The following is a 25,371-nucleotide window of genomic DNA, read 5'->3' as shown; positions in this document are numbered from 1 at the left end:
ACTAGCTTTGCAGTGATGCACAGCATTTTTGTGCCCCGCCCAGCCTTGCGCCAGCTCAGAGTTCCTGAGCCACCAATTGAAAGCCCCACATAGCCTAGGTACAATGCCGACAGTTCAAATCGGACAATCTTCAATAACAGGACATCATAATGAGCAAGTCAGCTGATTTATTTGCCAAAGCACAACAGACCATCCCAGGTGGCGTTAACTCACCGGTTCGTGCCTTTGCAGGGGTAGGCGGCAGCCCGCTATTTATCGAGCGCGCAGATGGCGCCTATATCTTCGATGCCGATGGCAAAGCCTATATTGACTATGTTGGCTCATGGGGTCCGATGATTCTTGGCCATAACCATGTCGCAATCCGCGATGCAGTGATCAAGGCAGCACAGCAAGGCCTGAGCTTTGGTGCGCCGACCGAAATGGAAATCACCATGGCAGAGATGGTGTCCCAGCTTGTTCCATCAATGGAAATGGTCCGCATGGTGAGCTCGGGTACCGAAGCGACCATGAGTGCGATTCGCCTTGCCCGTGGCTTCACTAACCGCGATAAAATCATCAAGTTCGAAGGTTGCTACCACGGCCACGCAGACTGCCTATTGGTAAAAGCGGGATCAGGCGCTCTGACTCTGGGTCAACCAAGCTCTCCGGGTGTACCGGCTGATTTTGCCAAACACACCCTAACTTGTACCTTCAACAACCTAGACACAGTACGCGAAGCCTTTGTCGAAAACCCTGAGCAAATCGCTTGTATCATTGTCGAGCCAGTCGCTGGCAACATGAACTGTATCCCACCGGTTCCGGGCTTCCTTGAAGGTCTACGTGAGATCTGTGACGAGTTTGGCGCGCTATTGATCCTTGATGAAGTGATGACGGGTTTCCGTGTTTCACACGGCGGTGCCCAGGGTTACTACAACATCAAACCAGATTTAACCACGCTGGGTAAAGTGATCGGCGGCGGTATGCCAGTCGGTGCTTTCGGTGGACGTCGTGAAGTGATGCAATATATCGCCCCTACAGGACCGGTTTACCAAGCAGGTACACTGTCGGGTAACCCTGTAGCCATGGCAGCAGGCCACGCCTGCCTGAGCGTCCTGACCCAAGAAGGCCACGAACAACAGCTTGCTAGCACGACCCAACGTCTAGCAGAAGGCTTCCAGTTGTTGGCTGACAAATACGGTATCCCGCTGAACACCAATCAAGTGGGTGCGATGTTCGGTTTCTTCTTTACCGACCAGGACGCAGTGAACTGCTATGACGATGTGGCCAAATGTGATGTCGAGCGTTTCAAGCGTTTCTTTAACCTGATGTTGGAAAAAGGTGTTTACCTAGCCCCGTCAGCATTCGAAGCCTGCTTCACTTCCCTAGCCCACGGTGACAAGGAAATTGATGCTACGCTAGGTGCAGCTGAGTATGCCTTCAAGACCTTGGCAGAAGAAGCAGCAGCGTAATTTCCCCGCCAGCACGAAAACGACTGCTAATACAGACACAAGCCGCTCGATGAGCGGCTTATTGCTTTCTCGACCATGGCTACTGCCAAAAGAATAATGCTAGCAGTATCAGTGCCGCAAACACCCAAACAGCCAATGGAACCCGCCGTTTTTTCTTGGTCTCACCGCCACAATCACAACACCCCATAAACACGCTTCCCCGCTTGTAAAATCAGACAGATATTATCACCAATATGATTGCTATACAGGCAATGTGGTGCAATCATAATAACCAAATTGCAACAACAACAGCCCCAATAAAACAATCAAAAAGGGATACACAGTGCCCAAACCATTCAAAGTCGAATCGCGCCACTGGATGCTTGTCGCCGCGTTGGCTATGGCCGCCTACGCCAGTTATACATTGATAGAACCCTATATCGGCCCTATCGTGATGGCTTTTATTATTTCACTGCTTTATTACCCACTGCATGAAAAGCTGGACAGGGTGATGCCTCGTTCGCCCAACCTGTCATCGGTACTGTCTTGTACCCTGCTGACTTTTATCATCGTGATCCCAATGCTGGTGGTATTCAGCTCAATCATCCATCAGGGCACCACCTTTTCCAAGGAAAGCTATACGTGGCTGACCTCCGGTGGCGTTCAGGAAGTCTTGGCCCATCCCTACGTGGTCAAACTGCTTACCCTTGTTGAAAAATACTCACCGTTCGAGCCGGTCGATACCCAGGTGATGGTCCAGAAAATAGCGGCAGCCTCATCAAAGTTTGGCGCCCAATTGCTCAATGTCAGCGCCCGCTTACTAGGTGATGCCACCAATTTCCTGATCAACTTTATGCTGATGCTATTCGTCTTGTTCTTCCTGCTCCGCGACCATGACAAGATAGTCCAGACCATCCGCCATGTGCTGCCACTGTCACGCAGTCAAGAAGATGCAGTACTCAATGAAGTCGAAGAAGTGGCCAAATCTGCGGTATTAGGCTCTTTTCTTACCGCCCTTGCCCAAGGCTTTGCCGGTGGTTTCGCCATGTGGATGGCAGGCTTCCAGGGGTTATTCTGGGGCTCAATGATGGCTTTCGCCTCGTTGATCCCTGTGGTCGGCACCGCGCTGATCTGGCTACCGGCCAGTATTTACCTACTGCTAATAGGTAAGTGGGAGTGGGCTGTATTCCTGATTGGCTGGGGCGCAATTGTGGTTGGCTCAATCGACAACTTCCTGCGCCCGCTACTGATGCAGGGCAGTTCAGGCATGAGTACGCTGCTGATCTTTTTCTCTATCATTGGTGGTTTGCATGTGTTTGGCTTGATCGGTCTGATCTACGGTCCGATCATCTTTGCCGTCACCTTGGTACTGTTCAAGCTCTATGAGGCCGAATTCCAGGACTTCCTGCACAACCAAGACCAGCACTAACTCATTTGGCTGGGGCACTAGTCCCAGCCTGCTTTTCTTATGAGTGAATTTGTGGAACAATTCGCGCCCCAACACAGCTTTCATCCATTCTTGAGGTCGTTATGTCATACAGTGCTGCCAGTCAGGTTGCTGCCCGCCAATTGGAGTTTTTTGAAAACCGCAAGGTTTTGGTGGCCGGTGAGCTAGCCGACGCTTTTCCCGTCGAGCTATCGCAGACCGCCTCATCGGTTACGATCTTCACCACCAACTTCGGCTACGCCCGCCGCATGTCAGCGCATACGGCTATCCAAACGGTTTTCGGTGCAGAGTTCAGCGACGATGCCGACATCGATATGATCCTACTGTATTGGCCGAAAGCCAAGGCCGAAGCCGAATACCTACTGGCCATGTTGTTGGCGAAGTTTGGACCGGAAACTGAAATCTGTGTGGTCGGCGAAAATCGCAGTGGTGTTCGCAGCATCGAAAAAATGTTCGCTTCGTATGGCGCGGTAACCAAGTATGACTCAGCCCGCCGCTGCAGCTTTTACTGGGGCCGCTGTGAACAAGCGCCATCAGCTTTCGATATCAAGGATTGGTTCCGTAGCTACCCGCTGTCAATCGCCGGCACCGAATTGACCATCCGTTCACTACCGGGCGTATTCAGCCACGGTGAATTCGACCAGGGTTCAAAACTGTTACTGGAAACCCTGCCATCACTACGTGGTCGCGTACTGGACTTCGGCTGTGGTGCCGGGGTCATTGGTGCCGTGATGAAAACAAAGAACCCGTCTATCGAACTGGAACTGTGTGATATCAGCGCCCTGGCCATTGCGTCTGCCGAGGAAACCTTCCGGGTCAACCAGCTCGAAGCCACCTTTACTGCAACTGACGTTTTTGCGGCGCTGAAAGGTCCTTACGACTACTTGATCAGCAACCCGCCGTTCCATGCCGGACTGAAGACCTTCTATGCGGCCACCGAAGACTTTATCGCCAAGGCGCCACAATACCTTCGCCAAGATGGTCAATTGGTCATCGTTGCCAACAACTTCCTGCGTTACCCGCCGCTTATCGAAGAAAGTTTGGGTAGCTGCGAAACAACAGCTAAAAACAACAAGTTCAGCATTTACGCCGCAAAAAAATAACCGGCTAAGGCCGGGGGCTCCCCCGGCTATTGCCCACATTAACTTACACGCCTGTATATTCCGGACAATAACCACCCCATTTGTGACGTCATAAACGTCAAATCTGTGTGTCGGAACACGCTTCTACACCCACTTTCTTGCCTCTAAAAAAAAACACAGTATAACTGGCTGTTATGGTGTTTATTCCGCAGTAGCGCCCCGTTAATTTCATCAATTACCGATAAAACACCAGCACTTAGTTCAATATCTATCAATATCAAGGGTATACCTTTGATTACAGCTTTGTCTCACAGGTAATTTCAGGCACCGGAATGCAGCAGAGTACCCGTTTCAAGCGGCTCCAGCACACCTTGATGCTGGCCTTTTTAGTATTGAGTATTACCCCGTTAATACTGTCGGCCCTATTCTTCCTCAACTCACATACCAAAGATCTGGCCGAACAAAGTACCAATCACCTCGCCTCTCTTCTCGACAACAAAAAGAAACAGCTCAACAACTTCTTTGTTGCCCGGGAATCAGAGGTACAAAGCTTTGCCCGCTCAGAACTGGCCAATGCCAGTGGTGGTCGCTTTTATGGCCTCGTCGGCGCCTACCATCAGCTCGGGGATATCTCGGAAGTTCTAGACAATACAGGCAGAAGCCGATACTACACCGAGACCCTGGCCAACAAATCACTCGGCGAGCAAAGTACCGGCAACTATGTCGGTCACGAACGCTACCGGCTGATGTACAAGCGCTACAACTGGGCTTACGAAGAATACCTAAAACGCTCAAATTTCAGTGATATCCTACTGGTCGATATCAACGGCAACATTGTCTATGCAGCCAACAGCCCGGAGATCTTCGGTATAAATCTGCCTCAGGCTTCGCAAACCTATCCGGCGTTGAGTCAGACATTTTCAGAAATCCAGCAAATAACCGAACACGCCCAAGACATGGTCGACCAAGTACCGGTGGCCTTTACCGATTTCAGCCCAGCACAAGGTGACGATACTCTATCAGCCTGGTTCGCCGCTCCCATCATCCAGCAGGGCTATTTGCACAGCTACGTGTTATTCAAGTTAAGCAACCAGTCAATCCAGGATTTCCTCAGCGATACCGGCAATAATTCCTATTCGGTACAAACCCTACTGGTAGGCCAAGATCACCATTCACGGCTACCTACCTCCAATGATGACCCTGCGTCTTTCTCCAGTAACAGTATCAACAGGGCTCTCGAAGGAGACAGTGGGGTCGGTAGCTTTGCCAACTTCAATGGTGTGCCGGTCCTTAGTGCCTTTGCCCCGCTTACCATTTTGGATAGCCCATGGGCATTGGTGGTCGAACTGCCCGAGGAAGAAGCGTTTGCCCGAATTCGTCAGCTGGAGGTTATTTTCTTTGTCGCCATGCTAACGGCTATCGGGCTAGTGATCATCGCCTCGCATTGGCTGTCGAATTCCATCACCGCTCCCCTGCTCCGGTTAACCTGGGCGGCTGAACAAGTATCGGCCGGGGATATGGATCAAAAAATCGAAGGGACCGAGCGTTGTGATGAAATAGGTCGTCTGGCGGTAAGCTTCGCCAGGATGCAGTCATCCGTCAGGGAAAAGATGGGCCTGATCCGAGAGCAAAACAATGAGCTGGAGCAAAACCTCCAAATCATCCAGCAGAAAAATAAAGAGCTGCAAACCGCCGATAAGCTCAAAGATGAATTCCTTGCCACCACCTCCCACGAGCTGCGCACCCCGCTGCATGGCATGGTGGGTATCGCCGAATCGCTGCTGGCAGGAGCCAACGGCCCAGTCCAGCACTCACAACGCCGCCAGCTTGAAATTATGATCAACAGTGGCCAGCGGTTGACTAACTTGGTCGATGACCTGCTTGACTACCACAAGATGCGATACGGGGATCTTGATATCCAGAAGCAAGCGGTGGATGTCGCCTCTGCCGCTAGGCTGGTACTTGAACTATCGAGCCACCTCCTTGGCAGCAAACCCGTGCGGATCATCAATCAAATCCCTAATGATCTGCCGCTGGTACAAGGGGATGAGCAACGATTGGAGCAAGTCCTCTATAACTTGGTCGGTAATGCCATCAAATACACCTCAGAAGGAAAAATCATCCTGTCTGCTACCATACTGGAGTCCCAGATCCGGATTCAGGTCGTAGATACCGGCCAGGGGATCCCCGCCGAACAGCTAGAGCATATCTTCGAGCCGCTGATCCAGGCCAACACCCAATCGGCCAACTACCGCCAAGGCTCAGGCCTGGGCCTGTCGATCAGCCGTCAGCTTATTACACTAATGGGGGGACGGCTGTATGTCAGTAGCCAACCGATGATTGGTACCACATTCAGCTTCACCCTGAACCTGGCATCCGACAGCGATATTGCCAGCAGTGAAGTGTCCAGTCGCAGCAACCACTTCCAAATCCCATCACCGGAAGCATACGCCTGTGAACTGGAAGAAATAGAGGAGAGCCCTGATGGTGATCTACTCCTCATTGTCGACGATGAACCAGTGAACCTGCAGGTTCTCCATAACTTCCTCCGTCTGGAAGGATACCGGGTGATCACTGCAGAAAGTGGCCCGCAAGCCCTGAAGCTGGTTGAAAGCCACCAACCGGTATTGATGCTGCTGGATATCATGATGCCGGAAATGTCAGGCTACGAGGTCTGTGAGCAACTGCGGCAACGCTACAGTATGCTCGAGCTGCCGATCATTATGCTCTCGGCGCTCGGACAAGTGCAGGATAGGATCCGCGGATTTGAATCCGGGGCTAATGACTACCTGACCAAGCCCTTCAACAAAGAAGAGCTGACCGCCCGTATTGGTGCACACCTCAAGGCAGGGCAAACCGAGCGACAACAACAAGAGAACCAACGTCTAGCTGAAGAGATCGAGCGTAGGGAGCTAGTAGAAAATAGCTTACTGGAAACCCAGAACCGCTTGCTTGGCTTACTTGAGTCCTCCAATGAAGCCATTCTCTGCGTTCAAAGTGGGGGGCGTATTCGCTATGCTAACACCGCAGCTGGCAAGCTCTTCAACCGCTCTCCGGAGCAAGTGGAACGCCACCATATCGAGGATATTCTGGCCACCCACCTCCCCCAAGATATCAGCCGAAGCCACCACTTTCATGGCAGCTTGATGTTCAAGGTTGGCGACAGCCTCATATCACTAGATACCGATGTCATTAATCTACCAGAAGAGTCGGGGCTGCAGCGGATGTTTATCTTTGATAATCAAGGCCAAACCAGCAGCCACCGGATAGAAGTGCTCGAAAATGCCATTGATGTCCTTTCAGGCTTTGCTTTCAACCGCAATAAGGACAATTTACAAAAACTGCGCCACCTCGGTGACGAGTTCTGCTCACTGGCCGATAAGCTGGAAGGCAATAACAACGGCAAGAGCAAGAATGATGCCTTACGTGAATTGCTGGTCGAGATCATGAAGGTAACTCTGACACAGTGGGAAGAGTCAACCCAGAAAACCAAATTTGAGCTGGCTGAAGAAAGTGGCCTGTGGCGGGTATACCTCGACCGCAGCACTCTGCAAACCCGCACATTAGATAAATACCTGCACTTAGAAACACTGCCAAAAACGCCGCGCTGGCGAACCGTGCTCAGTACCATTGACTTTGTCCTGGAGCGCAGCCCTCGTAATACCCCGGCCTATAAAGAACTGCTGACAATGAAAGATCAACTGCAGCATATCATCAACCAGTAGCAATACCTGAACGTGTAAAGCCTGCCTCGTGCAGGCTTTTTTTTGCCTCAAATTATCCCTCTAAAAACGCAAAAAACAGCGATATTCAGCGGTGACACACTGGCCAAAAACTCCGCAAAAACCGCCTTTGGTCAGGCTAATACCCCCGGTTTTACCGAAAAGTTTCGGTTTATGAGAAGGTAATCACAACAAACTCAAGCCATAAATTTTCCGCAAGGAATTAAGGGTAACTTTTGACTTCGTTACATAACCCACCACAACAAACCAACATAAACAACTGATTTAAAACCAGTTAACGAGAGCGGATGAATTTATCAGTATGAAACGTCGAAATGTAAATTGAGATCTTAAGCACACGGAATATATAGGCGAGCGCTAGATCACAGTCCGTTATTAACGTTTTTTACGGAAGAATAAATGAATTTAACGTTTTTGACGGGCAGCCTGATTGACCGTTTTGCCAATCAGGAGTTTCCTTAAGGCACACAGAGCCTGCAAGGCCATTTGTTCAGGTGCGTTACTCAACTTGAACAAAGCGGGTTCTTCCTCCCCGTAGATACGGGGGTTTTTCCATAAGTGAAACTAAAAGCAAAGAGTAAGGAACAGCTATGCTTGCCAATATAAAGAAAACCCAGTTAGCGCTAGCCGTTGTAGCAGCCGCTTCAACAATGTTTATCGCCCCTGTGGCGTCAGCTGCAGATCGCGCTGAGCTAACCATGGTTCCTAAGTTCTATCCAACTTTTGTACGTAACTTTAACCCTTACCTACAGACTCAATTGGACACTACCTACGACTTCTTGTTCGAGCCATTGGTTGTGTTCAACGAGCTTAAGGGTAACGAGCCAGTCATGCGTTTGGCGAAAGACTACTATATGTCTGACGACCTAATGGAAGTCACATTCGAAATCCGTGATGGCGTAAAATGGTCTGACGGCAAAACATTCTCTGCCAACGATGTTGCATTCACCTTTGAATTGCTGAAAAAGCACCCTGAGCTTGACCGCTCAGGTATCAACGCCCGTTTGAAAGGCGTCAAAGCGAAAGGCGATAAAGTGACCTTCAGCCTAACTGAAGCGAACTCAAACGTTCCTTACTTGATTTCCAAGGTGGCGGTTGTTCCACAGCACATCTGGAGCAAGGTAAAAGATCCAACGCGTTTCACCAACGAAAACCCTGTGGGTACCGGTCCATTCACCGAAATCGAGACCTTTACACCTCAACTTTACACTCAGTGTCGTAACCCGAACTACTGGGATAACGCCAACCTAGACGTAGACTGTCTGCGACTTCCGCAAGTTGGTGGTAATGACCAGTTCCTAGGCCAGGTACTGAGCGGCCAGTTTGACTGGACTTACGCCTTCATTCCAGATGTCGACAGCACATACGCAGCAGCAAGCCCAGATAACAAATACTGGTATCCTGCCGGCGGTTCGCAAGCATTTGTAATGAACTACAACTCGCCAAAAGAAGGCAACCACGAAGCAATCAACAACATTGACTTCCGCCGTGCTTTCTCCATGGCTATCGACCGTGAAACAATCATCGATATCGCCTTCTACGGCGGCGGTGTTGTGAACGACTACGCGTCAGGTCTAGGTCAGGCATTTGCTTCATGGTCTGATAACGCTGTTTATGAAAAGTACAAGCCGTACATGACCTACAATGTTGCCAATGCTAAAGCACTACTGAAAAAAGCAGGCTTCAAAGATACCAATGGCGACGGCTTTGTTGAGTCACCTGAAGGTAATAGCATCGAGCTATCTATTCAGTCACCAAACGGCTGGACAGATTTCAACAATACGGTTCAGCTAAGTGTTGAAATGCTTCAAGAAGTGGGCATCAATGCCAAGGCTAGCACGCCTGACTTCTCGGTCTACAACCAAGCAATGCTAGATGCAACATATGATGTCGCATACACCAACTACTTCCACGGTGCGGATCCATACACATACTGGGATAGTGCATACCACTCTCGCTTCCAAGCAAACGAAGGCATGCCTCGCTTCGCACTGCACTACTGGAATAACGAGAAACTGGATAACCTACTAGCTGGATTCTACAAAACGGCTGACCGTGACGAACAGGTGAAGATGGCCCACGCTATCCAGCAGATCATTGCCGAGAACCAGGTAACGATCCCTGTAATGTCAGGAGCTTATACCTCTCAGTACAATACAGCGCGCTTTACCGGCTGGTGGAACGAGAGCAATCCGAAAGGACGTCCAATGCCAATCACCAACACTCAAGAGCGTCTACTTCAAGTGCTTGACCTAAAACCTAAATCGTAATTTTCGCAATTTGCGGTGCGCACCTTGCGCACCGCCCCTTCAACCTTCCCCTTAGAAAGAACTATGGCCAGAGGTCAGGGAAGAGTGTGTCTGAAATCTGGTTTCAGTAACTGGATATTTTAAGGTGTGAGTTATGGGATTTTTTGTACGCAGACTTAGCTTTTATTTTATTGCGCTCCTGTTCGCAATAACGATTAACTTTATCATTCCCCGGGCGATGCCCGGAGATCCGGTCACCATGATGTTTGCCAATGCGGCAGTGCAAGTGACTCCTGAACGTATTGCCGCCATGAAAGAACTATTGGGCTTTGTCGACGGCCCGATGTACCAGCAATACTTTATCTATGTCAAAGGTATCTTGTCGTGGGACCTAGGGATATCAATACAGACCTACCCACAAACCGTTAACGAAGTATTGGGCAATGCCGTTGGCTGGTCACTCTTCCTAGCAGGTACCGCTGTGATCTTGGCTTTCTGCATGGGCTCGACATTGGGGATTTTTGCAGCCTGGAAACGTGGCAGTAAATACGATGCCTTTATTTCACCGGGTATGTTGGTTGTACAGGCTGTGCCACCGGTGGTCGTTGCCATGTTGGTACTCTACACCTTTGCTATCGGGACCAAATGGTTCCCGTCGACTTACGCCTATACCCCAGGTACTACGCCTGACTGGACAAGCTTGGACTTCTATCTGGATGTGGGTTATCACGCCGTGCTGCCATTGTTCTGTGCCACTATCATCCAGATTGGCGGCTTCCTGATCAATATGCGTAACAACATGATCAATCTGCTAAATGAAGACTATATCACAATGGCAAAAGGCAAGGGCCTAAGTGAAAACCGCATAGTATTCAAGTACGCCGCTCGTAACGCCATGCTGCCAAGTGTTACCGCCCTGTCTATGGCTATCGGTATGGCCATTGGTGGCCAGCTGATCATCGAAATGATCTTCAACTACCCAGGCCTTGGTACCGTATTGCTCAACGCCATTAATCAACGTGACTATCAAGTACTACAAGGCCAACTGCTGATCATGACCATGTTCATGCTGTTCTTCAACTTCATGGCCGACATTCTTATTGTTGCTCTAGATCCGCGCCTGCGTAAGGGAGGCAAATAATCATGAAAGGACTTATCAAGCTACTTTCCAGCAATACCAAGGCCCTATTTGGTCTGATCGTTATCGCCACCTTCCTCTTGGGAGCGATATTTGCCCCAGTCATCACTAAGCATGCACCGGACAAGCGCATCGGAAATCCGCACGAATACCCTGCTTTCGTCGTAAAGGCAGCCCAAAATAACCCGGACGGCTGGGTCGCCACAAATCTGGCTGACAACAAACGTACTCTGCGTATGTCAAAGGATGCGGACCATATCCTCGGAACAACCCGTTTGGGCCGTGATGTTTGGTCACAGGTGGTTTACGGCGCCCGTATCTCACTCGCCGTTGGTTTCGGTGCCGGTATTATGGTGTGCTTTTTGGCAACGGTCATTGGGGTATCAGCCGGTTACTTCGGCGGCCGGGTCGATGACATCCTGTCGGCAGCCATGAACATCATGTTGGTGATACCCCAGCTACCATTGCTGTTCGTGATTGCCGCCTTTATTGGCCAAGCCGGTCCTCTGACTATCGCCATAGTGATCGGGATGACCTCATGGGCATGGGGTGCCCGTGTAGTCAGGGCGCAGACGCTCTCCTTGCGTGAAAAAGAATTCGTCAAAGCCGCAGAAGTGCTGGGTGAATCTTCAGCCCGTATCATCTTTGTAGAAATTCTTCCGAACCTAATTTCCATTGTCGGTGCAAGTTTTATCGGCTCGGTAATGCTCGCCATTATGATGGAAGCCACATTGTCCTTCCTTGGCTTGGGTAACCCTAACTCCATTAGCTGGGGCACCATGCTCTACAACGTACAAGCTTCGTCATCCATGCTAGTCGGCGCTTGGTGGGAGCTATTGGCTCCGTGTATCGCCCTGACATTCATTGCTATCGGTCTGTCGATGCTGAACTTCGCCGTTGATGAGATCGCCAACCCGCAGCTGCGTTCTCACAAAGGCATGCGCCGTTGGAAAAATATGGCAAAAGAAAACCAGAAAGCTGAAGCAACTATCGCGACTCAGCCAGCCCTTGAAGGGGGAGAGAAATAATGAGCAATCCACAAATTTCTATCCGCAACCTGTGTGTTGACTACATTACAGACGCCGGTGATGTACGTGCGGTAAACGACGTCAGCTTTGATATTGGTAAAGGCGAAATATTTGGCCTGGCAGGCGAATCTGGCTGTGGAAAATCCACCGTCGCCTTCTCCTTGATGCGCCTGCACAAGCCACCAGCTTTCATTACCGGCGGTGAGGTTATCTTCGATGGCCATGGTGACATCTTGAAATTCAACGAAGCACAGATGTCCGCATTCCGCTGGAGTGAGATCTCGATGGTGTTCCAGAGTGCGATGAACGCCCTGAACCCGGTTCTGACACTGGAAGAGCAATTCTGCGATGTGATCATGCGTCATACCGCTATGACCCGTCAGCAGGCAGTTCGCCGAGCAGAGGGTCTATTGGAAATAGTCGACATCCACCCAAGTCGACTGCGTGATTTCCCGCACCAGTTCTCCGGTGGTATGCGCCAACGCCTGGTCATCGCCATCGCGCTGGCCCTGAACCCGAAGATGATCATCATGGATGAGCCGACCACGGCCCTCGATGTGGTGGTACAGCGTGAGATCCTGCAGAAGATCTACGCCCTGAAGGAAGAGTTCGGCTTTTCCATTCTGTTCATTACCCATGATCTATCACTGATGGTCGAGTTCTCCGATCGTATCGGCATCATGTATTCCGGTGAGTTAGTCGAGGTCGCGCCATCTAAGCAGATCCTCGAAGACCCTTTCCATCCCTATACCGAAGGACTGGGGAGCTCTTTCCCCCCACTAACCGGACCCAAGCCCCGCCTGAAGGGGATCCCAGGCAACCCGCTCAACTTATTGGAAGTTCCGACTGGGTGTCGCTTTCAGGCCCGCTGTAACAAGGCCCATGATGCCTGTTTCAGTCAACCGACTCAGCTCCGCCAACTGGAACCCAGCCGTTTTAGTAACTGCCACCTATTTAACAAAAGCAGTTAGAGATTAAGGAATAGGAAGCATTATGAGCAAGCCAATCGGACAACCAATTATTGAAGGGAAGAACCTGATCAAGGACTTCTCGGTTAACAGCAACTCACTGAAAAAATCCATGATGCGTGCCATCAACGACGTGTCATTCAAAATGTACAAAAGCCGTGGTCTGGCCGTCGTCGGAGAATCCGGCTCGGGCAAGTCGACCACGGCCAAGATGATAGCCAAGATGTACCCCCCGACAGGCGGTAAAATCGAGTACTACGGACGCGATATTGCCACCATCGAGAAAAAAGCCGATCTCATGCAGTACCGCCAAGGGATCCAGATGGTATGGCAGGACCCGTTCGGCTCGTTGAACCCTACACATACTATTTTCCATCATGTTGCCCGTCCTCTTCTGATCCATAACAAGGTCAGTAAAGGTAACAAGAAGGAGCTGGAAGAAAGGGTCTACGATCTGCTCGAACAGGTCGGTCTGATCCCACCAAAGGAGACGGCGGCGAAGTACCCACACCAGCTTTCCGGAGGTCAACGCCAGCGCGTTAACCTAGCAAGGAATATTGCCGTCGGCGCCGAAGTTGTACTGGCTGACGAGCCGACATCCATGCTGGATGTCTCTATCCGCGCCGGTGTCCTCAACCTGATGGAAGAAATGAAATTCGAACGTGAGATGGCACTGCTGTATATCACCCACGATATCGCTACAGCCCGCTATATCGCTGAAGATCTTGCCGTCATGTATGTCGGTCATATGGTCGAGTGGGGAGACACAGAAGAAATCATCCACGACCCGCAGCACCCCTATACCCAACTGTTGGTATCCGCTGTACCGGATCCGAAGAAATCGATCCACGAAAAGCTTAAAGGCAACAAAGGGGAAATTCCTCTATGGACACCAGAGAGTCTTGGCTGCCCATTTGCTGGCCGCTGCACACATGCAACAGACAAGTGCCGCGAACAGCTACCAGGGATCACCCAACTCTCCGACAACCACTTCGTACGTTGTTACCTGTACGAGAATTGATGGAGGAAACATGCAGCTGTTAATTAATCATTTAGGCTACGAGCAATATGGCCACAAGCAGGCGGTTATCCAATCGGCATCAGAGGTTGATGTCTTGCATGCCGAGCTGTTATGTCGTCGCAACCATCAGCCTATTATGCAGCTGCCTCTTGAGGCCTGTGGTCCGGCCGATCAATGGCATACAGGGCTCACCTACACAATCGATTTTTCCGCACTCACCGAGTGCGGGGAATACCAACTGCGTGTCGGTGAAACCTTGTCAGAACCATTTGCTATCGCCGAGGGGCTATTGATGACTCGCACCTTCAGCGATGTCCTGCACTATTTTAAATCCCAACGCTGTGGCGGTAAGTTTGACCTTGCTGACCAAGCGATTCCGGTACTGGGCACCGACACCCGGGTCGATGTCCGTGGTGGCTGGTATGATGCTTCAGGCGATGTTAGCAAGTACCTCAGCCACCTATCTTTCAGCAACTATTTTAACCCCCAGCAAATCCCTATGGTGGTCTGGAATATGCTGACCGCCTTCGACACCTTGTCCGAGGAACCAGCATTTGCCGCTTTCAGCCGCGTTCGTCTACTTGAAGAAGCCCTACATGGCGCCGATTTCCTGTTAAATATGCAGTCTGAGCGAGGCTTCTTCTATACCACGGTATTCGATAAATGGAGCAAGCAAACCGACCAACGTGAGATTTGCAGCTATGCCCACCAAAGCGGTGACAAAACGGATGACTACCAAGCAGGCTTCCGCCAAGGAGCAGGCATAGCCATAGCCGCTCTAGCCGCTGCTAGCCGGATCCTACGAGGCCCTGCCGCATCACAAATTGAGTATCCTGCGGTTAACAGCGCCCGTTACCTCGCGGCAGCCGAACAAGGCTATTGGCACCTAATCGAATGCAACCAGCAATACCTCGATGACGGCTGTGAAAATATCATCGATGAGTATTGTGCTCTGCTGGCAGCAGTAGAGTTATTCCGTGCCACCGACAATGGCGACTTCCTCGAGCAAGCTCGCCTATGGGCCGGCAAGCTGGCCCAACGTCAACACAGCGATTCGCAGCAGAATCATTATTGGTCCGCCAACAGTGATGGCTCTCGTCCCTACTTTCACGCAGCTGAAGCCGGGTTGCCGGTCATCAGCCTGCTCCACTACTTAGCGGTTGAACCGGAAGCAGAACGCCAACAAGCATTGAGCAATGTCGTCGCAAATGCCGTCGCCTTCGAGCTAAATATTACCCATGAAGTCGCCAATCCCTTCGGCTATCCGCGACAGTACACCAAACCTCTGGATGGCAAGAAAGCGTCGGCATTTTTCATCCCTCACCACAACGAGACAGGCTATTGGTGGCAAGGTGAAAATGCTCGCTTGGCTTCCCTTGCCTGCATGGCATTCCTCGCTTCGGGCAACTCCGCATGCCAGCCACTGCGGCCACAATTAAAAGCCTATGGTCAGCAACTGCTGGATTGGCTGCTGGGCTTAAATCCTTTTGATATCTCGATGCTTGATGGTCATGGCCGCAACAACCCGGACTATCTGCCGGAGCTGGGCTTCTTCAATGCCCGTGGTGGGGTTTGCAACGGTATCACTTCGGGATTCGACAACGAACATGACATCGCCTTTAACCCGGCCGCTCAACATCAGGACATCTTGCAAAACTGGCGCTGGGGAGAGCAATGGATCCCCCATGCAGCTTGGTATTTGTTGGCCGTAACGCTGCAATATAAGGAGCGACACAATGACTGATCCAATTCGCTATTTTGTCGGGGTCGACGGTGGGGGTACCTCTTGCCGTGCTCGGATCACAGACAGCGACGGCCATGTATTGGGCGAGGCCAAAACGGGCAGCGCCAATATCATGCTTGGTGCCAAACTCGCCATGGCCTCTATCGTCGATGCCATTGCCACTGCCGCAGCTACGGCCGGGCTGAACACAGACAGTTACTCATCAATGTCTGTTGGCCTAGCACTTGCCGGTGCCGAACAGCAGTCGGCTTGGTATGAGTTCATGTCCCAACCGCATCCGTTTGCGACAGTTACCCTCAATACCGATGCCTACGGGGCCTGCCTTGGTGCTTGGGGGGGAAAAGACGGTGCCATTCTCATCGCCGGTACGGGTTCATGCGGGATCCTGCTTAAAAACAATGAGCAACATGTGGTCGGCGGCCGCGAGTTTCCCATTTCAGATCAAGGTGGGGGTGCCGTGATGGGGCTTCGCCTTATCCAGAAGGCTCTACTGGCACATGATGGGATCTGTCCAATGACTCCGCTGGCTGAACATGTCATTGACCATTTCGATCAAGATATCGATGCAATCGTCAGCTGGTCAAAAACGGCACGCCCTTGCGATTACGGACAATTTTCACCCGCGATTTTCTCCCACGCCTACCAGGGGGATGCACTCGGTATAGAACTTCTCAATCAAACGGCAGCCGACATTGAAATGTGGATGATGGCCCTCGTCAACCGTGGGGCCGAACAAATCTGCCTGATGGGCAGCATTGCCGAGCGGATCAAGCCTTGGTTGATTCCACCTTTGCAGCAGCGCATCACCGCCCCTCAAGGTGATGCTATGGATGGTGCGCTGGCAATGGCCCGCGCTAACCACAACCTTTACCCTTTGTGAGGTTGCTATGAGTTTTCGTCTAGATTTTGTCGTCATAGAACAGCAGCAAGATCAGTCCCGCTTGGCCCTGACGTTGCACAACTTATCGGATAAACCGCTGGCTCAGTGGTCACTGCATTTTACGTTTGGCCGCTGGATTGACTCATCCAGCTTGACTCATGGCGAGCTGGAACAAACTGGAAGCTACAATATTTTAACTTCCGGCCGCAAAGAAGCACTAAAACCAAATGGTCACTTCTATACCGAGTTTACCGTTGGTACCAAACCTTTCAGTCTATTGGACGACGGGATCATAGATGCCTTTATCAGCAGCGGCAAACCGACGTCGTTGATTAATCCGCTGCCCGTCGAGATCACCGCTTTTGGCTTGCAACATCCTCAACTCAAGCGTCATACCACAGCGCTTGAGACCGCAGCGGAAATCAATATTATTCCAGCCCCACAGCACCTCAAACCACTGGGGAGCTACTTTACCCTCTCTCAGCACACCGCGATTGAGGTTGACACACCTCTTGCAGAGGGGAGCAGCCGTTGGATAAGCACAGAGCTTGAAAACCTGCTTAATGAAAAGATGGCAGTTCACGCCGCAGGTTGCATCCATTACCAATACCGCGAACACCTCGCGAACAGCGCCTATCAACTATTGGTTGAGCAAGACGATATTTGGCTCATGGCCAGTACCGAAAGCGGCTTTAGCCATGCCACCGCTTCCTTGTTGCAATTGCTGCCTTCATCCCCTTGCCACCAGGCAGACACTGCCTATCGTATCCCCATGGTAGAGATCTGTGACGCTCCGTATTTTGCCCACCGTGGCATGATGCTTGATTGCGCTCGTCACTTTCATCCCGTCGAGCGGATCAAGTTTTTACTCGATCAGCTAGCGCGTTTCAAATTCAACGTCTTCCATTGGCACCTTACGGATGATGAGGGCTGGCGGATTGAGATAGATGCCTACCCGGAATTAACTCAAACGGGCGCCTGGCGGGGGCCCAATGAGCCGATCCAACCGCAATTTACCACCATTGGTCAACGCTATGGCGGCTACTACAGCAAACAAGATGCTCGCGAGATCATCCGTTATGCTGCCGACCGCGGCATCATGGTGGTCCCTGAAATAGATATACCGGGGCATAGCCGAGCGGCCATCAAGTCGTTACCGGCCCTACTGACCGATCCCGATGACAAATCGGTTTACCGCAGTATCCAAGGCTACAACGACAATATCCTGTCGCCAGCCCTGGAAGGCACCTATACCTTTATCACCAATGTCCTGGATGAAATCAGTGATCTTTTCCCTGCCCCATACCTCCATATCGGTGCCGATGAAGTACCTTCGGGCGTATGGGCCGATAGCCCCGCTTGCCATGCTCTAATGGAAAAGCATGGTTATGAGGATCCCAAGGAACTTCAGGGCCATTTATTACGTTTTGTCGAAAAGCACCTTAGCAACAAAGGCAAACGGATGATGGGCTGGGAAGAAGCAACCGAGGGTGACAAAGTCAGCAAGGACACCATCATTTTCTCCTGGCAGAGCGAAGACGCTGGACTGAAATGTGCTCAAGCTGGCTATGACGTCATTATGCAACCCGCTCAGGCAACCTATCTCGACTTAGCACAAGGTGAATCTGCCGATGAAGCAGGTGTCGATTGGGCGGGTAAGCTTCCTTTGGAGCAAGTCTACCAGTACCACCCCTTGGCCGAACTACCGGCCGACGATCCTGCCCACCACCACGTCAGGGGGATCCAGTGCGCCCTGTGGTGTGAGTTAGTCAATAGCCAGAGCCGACTCGAATACATGCTCTACCCACGCTTGCTCGCCATTGCAGAGGTCGCTTGGACAGCCCCTGAAAATCGCAGCTGGACCGATTTTACGGCCCGCCTCACTGGCCAGTTCGCTTATTTGGACAAAGTAGGCATCAATTACCGTCGCTGCGAGTAAGGCGCAGGACAACGATTACAATAAAAGGATTAAACCACCATGAAATACGGCTTTTTTGATAACGACAATAGAGAGTATGTGATCACTCGCCCCGATGTGCCCGCACCTTGGACCAACTACTTGGGAACCGAAAAGTTCTGTACCGTTATCTCACATAACGCAGGCGGCTACTCTTTCTATAACTCGCCAGAGCACAACCGGGTGACCAAGTTCCGCCCGAATGCCACCTTCGACCGCCCGGGCCACTACGTCTACTTGCGTGATGATGAAACCGGGGACTATTGGTCTATCTCCTGGCAACCAGTGGCTAAAAGCCTAGATGAAGCCAACTACGAAGTTCGCCATGGTCTGTCTTACTCTAAATTTAAGTGTGACTACAACGGCATCGAAGCAACAAAAACTCTGTTTGTACCCAAAGGTGAAGATGCAGAAGTTTGGGATGTCGTGATCAAGAACACGTCAGATAAGCCACGTACTATAAGTGCTTTCTCTTTTGTTGAGTTCTCATTCAGCCACATTCAATCTGACAACCAAAACCACCAGATGTCTTTGTACTCTGCGGGGACATCTTACAAAGATGGCGTGATCGAATACGATCTTTACTACAACACCAATGATTTCGAAGGTTTCTACTACCTAGCTTCTACGTTTAATCCAGACTCATACGACGGTCAACGTGATAGCTTCCTTGGTGCCTACCGTGATGAAGCAAACCCACTTGCCGTTGAGCAAGGTAAGTGTTTCAACACCGCGCAAACGTGTTACAACCACTGTGGCTCTTTGCATAAGCAATTCACCATTCAACCAGGTGAAGAAGTACGCTTTGCTTACATCCTAGGGATCGGCAAAGGTAACGGAGAGCGCCTAAGAGAAAAATATCAAAACCTTGAAGAAGTCGATGCCGCTTTCGCGGGGATCAAAGCCCATTGGGATGAACGCTGCGCCAAGTTCCAGGTTAAGTCGCCGAATGAAGGCCTAGACACCATGATCAACGCTTGGACTCTATACCAAGCAGAAACCTGTGTAGTCTGGTCACGCTTTGCCTCGTTCATTGAAGTCGGTGGCCGTACCGGTTTGGGATACCGCGACACCGCACAGGACGCCATTTCGGTTCCACATTCTAACGCGGCTATGACCCGCAAGCGCCTCGTTGACCTGCTACGCGGCCAAGTAAAAGCCGGTTATGGCTTACATCTATTTGATCCAGACTGGTTCGATCCAGAAAAAGCCGACGTCGAACCATCCAAGTCCCCAACAGTCGTCCCAACACCGAGTGACGAAGACAAGATCCATGGTATCGAAGATACCTGTTCTGACGATCACCTATGGCTGATCCCAACCATTTGTAAATACGTGATGGAGACCGGTGAAGAAAGCTTCTTTGATGAGGTGATCCCCTATGCCGATGGTGGTGATGCAACTGTTTATGAACATTTAAAAGCGGCCCTCAACTTCTCAGCAGAATACGTTGGTCAAACTGGCATCTGTAAAGGTCTACGAGCTGACTGGAATGACTGTTTAAACCTTGGCGGCGGCGAGTCAGCAATGGTCTCCTTCCTTCACTTCTGGGCACTCGAAGAGTTCATCGAGTTGGCAAAATATCTTGGCAAAAGCAAAGATGTTGAGACATATACCGAAATGGCAGCCAATGTCCGAGAAGCGTGTGAACAGCACCTTTGGGATGACGAAGGTGGCTGGTACATCCGTGGCCTGACCAAAAATGGCGAAAAGATAGGCACTGCCCAGCAAACCGAAGGACGTATCCACCTTGAGTCCAATACCCTCGCGGTATTGTCTGGTTTGGCATCCCAAGAGCGCGGTGAACAAGCGATGGATGCTGTGGACGAGAACTTATTCTCTGAATACGGCCTTCACCTGAATGCACCTTCTTTTGCAACCCCGAATGATGATATTGGCTTTGTAACCCGTGTTTATCAGGGCGTAAAAGAAAACGGGGCTATTTTCTCTCACCCTAATCCTTGGGCTTGGGTCGCGGAAGCCAAGCTAGGCCGCGGTGATCAGGCTATGAAATTCTACGATGCCCTTAATCCATACAACCAAAATGACATTATCGAAAAACGCATTGCCGAACCCTACTCCTACGTGCAGTTCATCATGGGACGTGATCACCAAGATCATGGTCGTGCCAATCACCCATGGCTGACAGGAACATCCGGCTGGGCTTACTTTGCAGTGACCAACTTCATTCTAGGCGTACAAGCAGGCTTTGCTGGATTGACGGTAAACCCTTGTATCCCAACTAACTGGCCTGGTTTTGAAGTCACGCGAGAATGGCGAGGAGCAACGTACCAGATCAACGTCGAAAACCCGAACGGCGTAAGCAAAGGCGTTCAGTCAATTAGCCTCAACGGCGAAACCATTGAAGGGACAATCCCTGTTCAACCTGCAGGCAGCATTAACACTGTGACTGTGGTTATGGGCTAATGAGTTTGGGGCGCAGTTTGTGCCCCGTCTATCTACGAGATAATAGGAGTTCCATTATGATCCAGTTTGGAACCGGTGGCTGGCGCGCCCTGATAGGGGAAGAGTTCACCAAAGATAACGTCCGCTTGGCCGCCCAAGGGCTAGCCAATATCATGATATCCGAGCAAGTCACTGAAAACGGCTTTGTTATTGGTTATGACCGCCGCTTTCTATCAGATAAAGCGGCCGCTTGGTTTGCCGAGGTACTCGCAGCTAACGGCATCAAGGTCAGCTTTATCAACAAGTTCGTTCCGACCCCGATCGTCATGTTCCAAGCAATGAAAACCGGGGCGACATATTCCGCCTGTATTACCGCCTCACATAACCCGGCTGACTACAACGGTATCAAGGTATTTATCGAAGGGGGGCGTGATGCCGATGAGGTCATCACCGCCAAAATTGAACAGCAGGTGGCCAAGCTGACGGCAGCCGATGTCCGTGCGGTTGACTTCGAGCAAGCACTTGACGACCAACTGATCACCTTGATCAATCCGATGAACGACTTTGTCGACTCCATCATCGATTTCATTGATATTGACGCGATCAAAAAAGCCAACCTGCGCGTTCTGATCGACCCGATGTTTGGTGTGGCGAAGAACGCCCTGCAAACCGTCTTAATTACCGGGCGCTGCGATGTCGACGTGATCAATGACGGCCAAAATCCAGCGTTTGGCGGTTTGATGCCATCCCCCAATGCGGCCACCCTGTACCGCTTAAAGCACCTTGTTGCCCATGAGGGTTACGACATTGGTATCGGTACCGACGGCGATGCCGACCGACTAGGGATCATCGACGAAAAAGGCAACTTCATCCACCCTAACGAAGTCCTATTGCTGCTCTATTATTACCTGCTTGAATACAAGGGGTGGACAGGCTCCGTGGTACGCAATATTGCCACCACCCACCTACTCGACAAAGTCGCTGCAGATCATGGAGAGAAAAGCTTTGAAGTCCCGGTCGGTTTCAAGCATATCAGCTCGCAGATGGAAGCCGATGACTCATTGATCGGTGGGGAAAGCTCGGGCGGCCTGACGATACGCGGTCATATCAAAGGCAAGGATGGGGTTTTTGCGTCCAGCTTGCTGGTAGAAATGATCAGCGTTACGGGCAAAAAATTGTCAGAAATGCTCGATGAGATCTATGGCAAATACGGTTATGCGTATACCGCGGAAGGTGACTGTACTTTCCGCCCTGCTGACCGTCAGCGCCTTTACGATAGGATATACATCAACAAAGAGCTGCCTGATTTTGAATGGGATATTGAACGTGTCAGCTATGCTGACGGTGCCAAGGTATACTTCAAAAATGGCGGCTGGGCATTAGCCCGCTTCTCGGGCACAGAGCCTCTGTTGCGACTATTTGCTGAAATGGAGAATCGCGAACAGGCGGAGAAAGTAGTCCGACAGTTGAAATCATTCTTGAACTTGTAAGTTTCCCTCTTTCTCAGCGCTAGCCATACCACTGCCTTGGCTAGCACTGAGGATACACGTTGAGTCCTAAAGTAACACGCGCATAGCTGTTACATTTCGCAGGCTTATAGCCTTCGCGGCAAGGGTAGCTTCGCTACCCTTTTTCTTTACCTACTGCCTACCGAGGCTACAAGATCTGCTCCCAACTCAATAGAGTCAGCGCTTTGGCCTGCTCACATTGGTGCTTCTGGTAGATATAATGGCAGTTTTCCTTTGAAGACTGCCGGCAAGCACTCGCATATTTTTCATGGGGCAAATGTAAGGCATCATAATCCCGGTATAGGGCAAAACTTGCGTTGCTTTTAAACAGCCGCAATGCCAGCTCGGCATCCTCGCCTCCCCACGAAGTGAATGCTTCGTCAAAACCACCGACTTCACGCAACGATTCCGTTTTCACCAAAGCATGGCAAGTCCAAAATATCACCCAAGGATTGGTCGTTTTGCCAAGGTCGAACTCATACTGAGCCAATAATGACTCGCGACAATCCTTGAGCTCCGGCTGGGCTTTCAGGCTCTCAAAGAGCGGCTCGATCTCCTCGCCACTTAGAGGCTGTTTCACTATATCATGCTCCAGAGACTCGAACTCATCGAACCCATATGACAACCCAACCAGCACATCACTCGGTTGCTCGTCCTGCTGGGCTAAATGCTTTTCCAGCAGCAAGCTGGAGGCCAGCATTCCCGAGTCGAAAAACAGCACATGATCAAAATCAGCATGCAGAATCCCTATGTTGCGGGCTTTAGCCACCCGGAATCCGAGGTCTTCTTGGTAAAAGTACTTCACCGTCATCTCTGCAGTGTATTTTTCAACAATCGACTGGGTCCCATCCTGAGAGCCATCATCAACAATAATAACTTCAAATCGCTCTCGTTCCAGCGACTGCTGGCTCAACGAACTGAGCGTCATATCAAGCAACTGCTCACGATTATAAGTAGGAACAACTACGGATATTCCATTCTTCATCTTTTATCACCATAAGAAGCCATAGCAGGCTATGGCCCAATCTCGAATACTCAATACTAACGGCCTATCCATGGCCGCTACGACAGTACTACTCACAGCCTACAATATATTCAGCCAGTGCCGACAGCCTACGTGTATATGCAGAGAGAAACGGCTCAACTTGCTGCACCTTATGTATATTGGTATTAATCTGGAACCGACCAACAATACACTGCTCTTCATTGACTGTTGCCTCGGCGTAGATCAGCACATTCCGATCTAAGTCAGGATGTTCATACATCTTCGAGGTTGCGCTTCCCCCCGTGGCCGGCGATAGGTCTTCCCGGCTATTTACAAGCTGTTGTGCCACAGGCAATAGGGGCTGTGGCGACAAATCACTTCCTCTTTGCAACGACACCTGATAATTAAACAAGAACTCCGGGTGGGGAAGCCGAGACATGGCCTGACGCAACTGTAAGTCTTCATGCATATAACGCAGTGCTCCATAAGCCATCCCGCCATACGGCGCTGCACAGATCTGCTGATGGATCTGTTCTATCGCTTGCCAGTTATCTTCCGGTAGAGACGCAAGATCAATCACTATATAGCTAGGGTCCAGCAACCAACCCACAGTTCTCGATAAATCCAGATCAATATATGGCAAGGAGCGAGCCGACATCGCGTTCTCAGTGACAAATACATCATGTCCGCTCCAGTCTCGGTAAGCCAATGCGATACAAGCAATATGGATATGATTTTCCGGAATCGCGCTAAACGTCTTAAGCCGAGTTAACAACACTTGACTCAATTCCACACTTATCACCTGCTCCAACATCAGGGTATGAGCAATGTCGTTGGCCCCAGCCGCGTAATGCCTCGGCATCGGCTTATAGTTCTGCCACGGAAGCGTAAGCCAATACTCACGTTCATGACCTGACAACTGGTTGGCAAAAACTGTCAATGCTTCAGCCCACTCTTTCACCGAACCGGTTTTGTACGGATAGCGCATCGGCTCGCCATTAAGGCGTTGTTGCAAGAAATCCATGAAATCCTGCTGTAGCAAATACCGCGAATAACCGTCAAAGATAATATGGTGGAGTAGATAGAAAATCCGCGCTTCATTCCCCGGCAAACGGAGGTAATAAATTTTAATTGGTGCCTGTGCCAAATCGATAGTCGCAAGTTTCTCGCGCAAAATCCCAACAAGATCCATGTCAGTCACACTTTCACCTAAATCCATAACAACCACAGGGTTGTCGTGCAAAAAGGTTTCTGGATCAACGATGGTCTGACGGTAGTGTTCACCATCAAGGAATAATCGCTGGCGTAAAATATCATGCTGCAGAGTCAAGGCAGCATAGGCCGCGGCAACATCCTCCGCGCTAATTTTCTCACTGTCTACGGTCCATAGTTCGTAAACATTCCAGTGGGTAATTTCCTCACCACGCCGAAGCAACCAATGAATGATTGGTGTTAGCGGCACATCACCAGTGACCGGCTCAGATTGACTCAGCGTATATCTCTTCCTCATCGCTGAACGCTTATTCTCGACAGACGCTAGACGCAGCGACTCGACAAGCAACTCAACCGTCGGATAACGCTGTATATCTTGGGGGGAGACCGAAAAACCGGACTGCTTCATCTTAAACAGTAAGGCAAGGCTGATGATCGAATCCCCCCCAATAGTAAAGAAATTATCTTCGATGCCGACCCGCTCCAACCCAAGCACGTCTTGCCACAGGGTACACAGCTGCTGCTCCTGCGCATTGCGCGGGGCGACATACTGCGCCGCATTGACCCATTCCGGCT

16 protein-coding genes are annotated in these 25,371 nt (G+C 50.8%); 14 read left to right on the top strand and 2 right to left on the bottom strand.

Translation table 11 applies throughout. The annotated features are described in order from the left end of the window. Positions 1-149 precede the first annotated feature (149 nt). The 14 genes from hemL to ACVA58_RS14430 all read left to right on the top strand — a co-directional run bounded on the left by hemL (position 150) and on the right by ACVA58_RS14430 (position 22,580). Positions 150-1,448: a glutamate-1-semialdehyde 2,1-aminomutase gene (gene hemL / locus ACVA58_RS14495; RefSeq protein ID WP_446511153.1), complete on the top strand. Its 1,299-nt coding sequence runs from the start codon at positions 150-152 to the stop codon at positions 1,446-1,448. A 322-nt stretch (positions 1,449-1,770) separates the two neighbouring features. Beyond that, entirely contained in the window at positions 1,771-2,856 is a 1,086-nt protein-coding gene (locus ACVA58_RS14490; RefSeq protein WP_446511152.1) for an AI-2E family transporter, read from the top strand. 101 nt (positions 2,857-2,957) lie between these two features. Further along, positions 2,958-3,977, top strand: a complete 1,020-nt coding sequence (gene rsmC / locus ACVA58_RS14485) for a 16S rRNA (guanine(1207)-N(2))-methyltransferase RsmC (protein WP_446511151.1) — start codon at positions 2,958-2,960, stop codon at positions 3,975-3,977. A 311-nt stretch (positions 3,978-4,288) separates the two neighbouring features. Further along, entirely contained in the window at positions 4,289-7,681 is a 3,393-nt protein-coding gene (locus ACVA58_RS14480) for a response regulator (RefSeq protein WP_446511150.1), read from the top strand. A 608-nt stretch (positions 7,682-8,289) separates the two neighbouring features. Further along, positions 8,290-9,969 (top strand): ABC transporter substrate-binding protein, encoded by a 1,680-nt coding sequence (locus ACVA58_RS14475; RefSeq protein ID WP_446511149.1) that lies wholly within the window; start codon positions 8,290-8,292, stop codon positions 9,967-9,969. A gap of 133 nt (positions 9,970-10,102) precedes the next feature. Further along, complete coding sequence (locus ACVA58_RS14470; protein WP_446511148.1) at positions 10,103-11,089, top strand: ABC transporter permease; 987 nt, start codon at positions 10,103-10,105, stop codon at positions 11,087-11,089. A 2-nt stretch (positions 11,090-11,091) separates the two neighbouring features. Beyond that, entirely contained in the window at positions 11,092-12,114 is a 1,023-nt protein-coding gene (locus ACVA58_RS14465; RefSeq protein WP_446511147.1) for an ABC transporter permease, read from the top strand. Continuing rightward, on the top strand, positions 12,114-13,085 hold the full coding sequence (locus ACVA58_RS14460; protein WP_446511146.1) for an ABC transporter ATP-binding protein: 972 nt from the start codon (positions 12,114-12,116) through the stop codon (positions 13,083-13,085). The genes ACVA58_RS14465 and ACVA58_RS14460 overlap by 1 nt, the downstream gene beginning before the upstream one ends. 22 nt (positions 13,086-13,107) lie before the next feature. Then, positions 13,108-14,103 (top strand): ABC transporter ATP-binding protein, encoded by a 996-nt coding sequence (locus ACVA58_RS14455; RefSeq protein WP_446511145.1) that lies wholly within the window; start codon positions 13,108-13,110, stop codon positions 14,101-14,103. A gap of 10 nt (positions 14,104-14,113) precedes the next feature. After that, positions 14,114-15,847 (top strand): glycoside hydrolase family 9 protein, encoded by a 1,734-nt coding sequence (locus ACVA58_RS14450; protein WP_446511144.1) that lies wholly within the window; start codon positions 14,114-14,116, stop codon positions 15,845-15,847. A 4-nt stretch (positions 15,848-15,851) separates the two neighbouring features. Beyond that, positions 15,852-16,727, top strand: coding sequence for a BadF/BadG/BcrA/BcrD ATPase family protein (locus ACVA58_RS14445; RefSeq protein ID WP_446511260.1), 876 nt, complete (start codon positions 15,852-15,854; stop codon positions 16,725-16,727). Positions 16,728-16,734: 7 nt separating this feature from the next. Beyond that, positions 16,735-18,666: a beta-N-acetylhexosaminidase gene (locus tag ACVA58_RS14440; RefSeq protein ID WP_446511143.1), complete on the top strand. Its 1,932-nt coding sequence runs from the start codon at positions 16,735-16,737 to the stop codon at positions 18,664-18,666. Between the two features lie 39 nt (positions 18,667-18,705). Beyond that, positions 18,706-21,111, top strand: coding sequence for a GH36-type glycosyl hydrolase domain-containing protein (locus ACVA58_RS14435; RefSeq protein WP_446511142.1), 2,406 nt, complete (start codon positions 18,706-18,708; stop codon positions 21,109-21,111). A 56-nt stretch (positions 21,112-21,167) separates the two neighbouring features. Continuing rightward, positions 21,168-22,580 carry a phosphoglucomutase/phosphomannomutase family protein gene (locus ACVA58_RS14430; RefSeq protein WP_446511141.1) on the top strand — a complete coding sequence of 471 codons (1,413 nt, stop codon included), beginning with the start codon at positions 21,168-21,170 and terminating at the stop codon, positions 22,578-22,580. Between the two features lie 166 nt (positions 22,581-22,746). Here the strand turns inward: ACVA58_RS14430 and ACVA58_RS14425 are convergent, their stop codons facing one another. Next, on the bottom strand, positions 22,747-23,583 hold the full coding sequence (locus ACVA58_RS14425; RefSeq protein ID WP_446511140.1) for a glycosyltransferase: 837 nt from the start codon (positions 23,581-23,583) through the stop codon (positions 22,747-22,749). A gap of 88 nt (positions 23,584-23,671) precedes the next feature. Next, positions 23,672-25,371: condensation domain-containing protein (locus tag ACVA58_RS14420; protein WP_446511139.1), on the bottom strand; the 1,700-nt coding region annotated here is incomplete at its 5' end.

The sequence above is a fragment of the Photobacterium sp. DNB22_13_2 genome (genome assembly GCF_052873915.1).
Note: the sequence above shows the minus strand (reverse complement) of the source record. Positions and strands in the feature narration are given on the sequence as shown.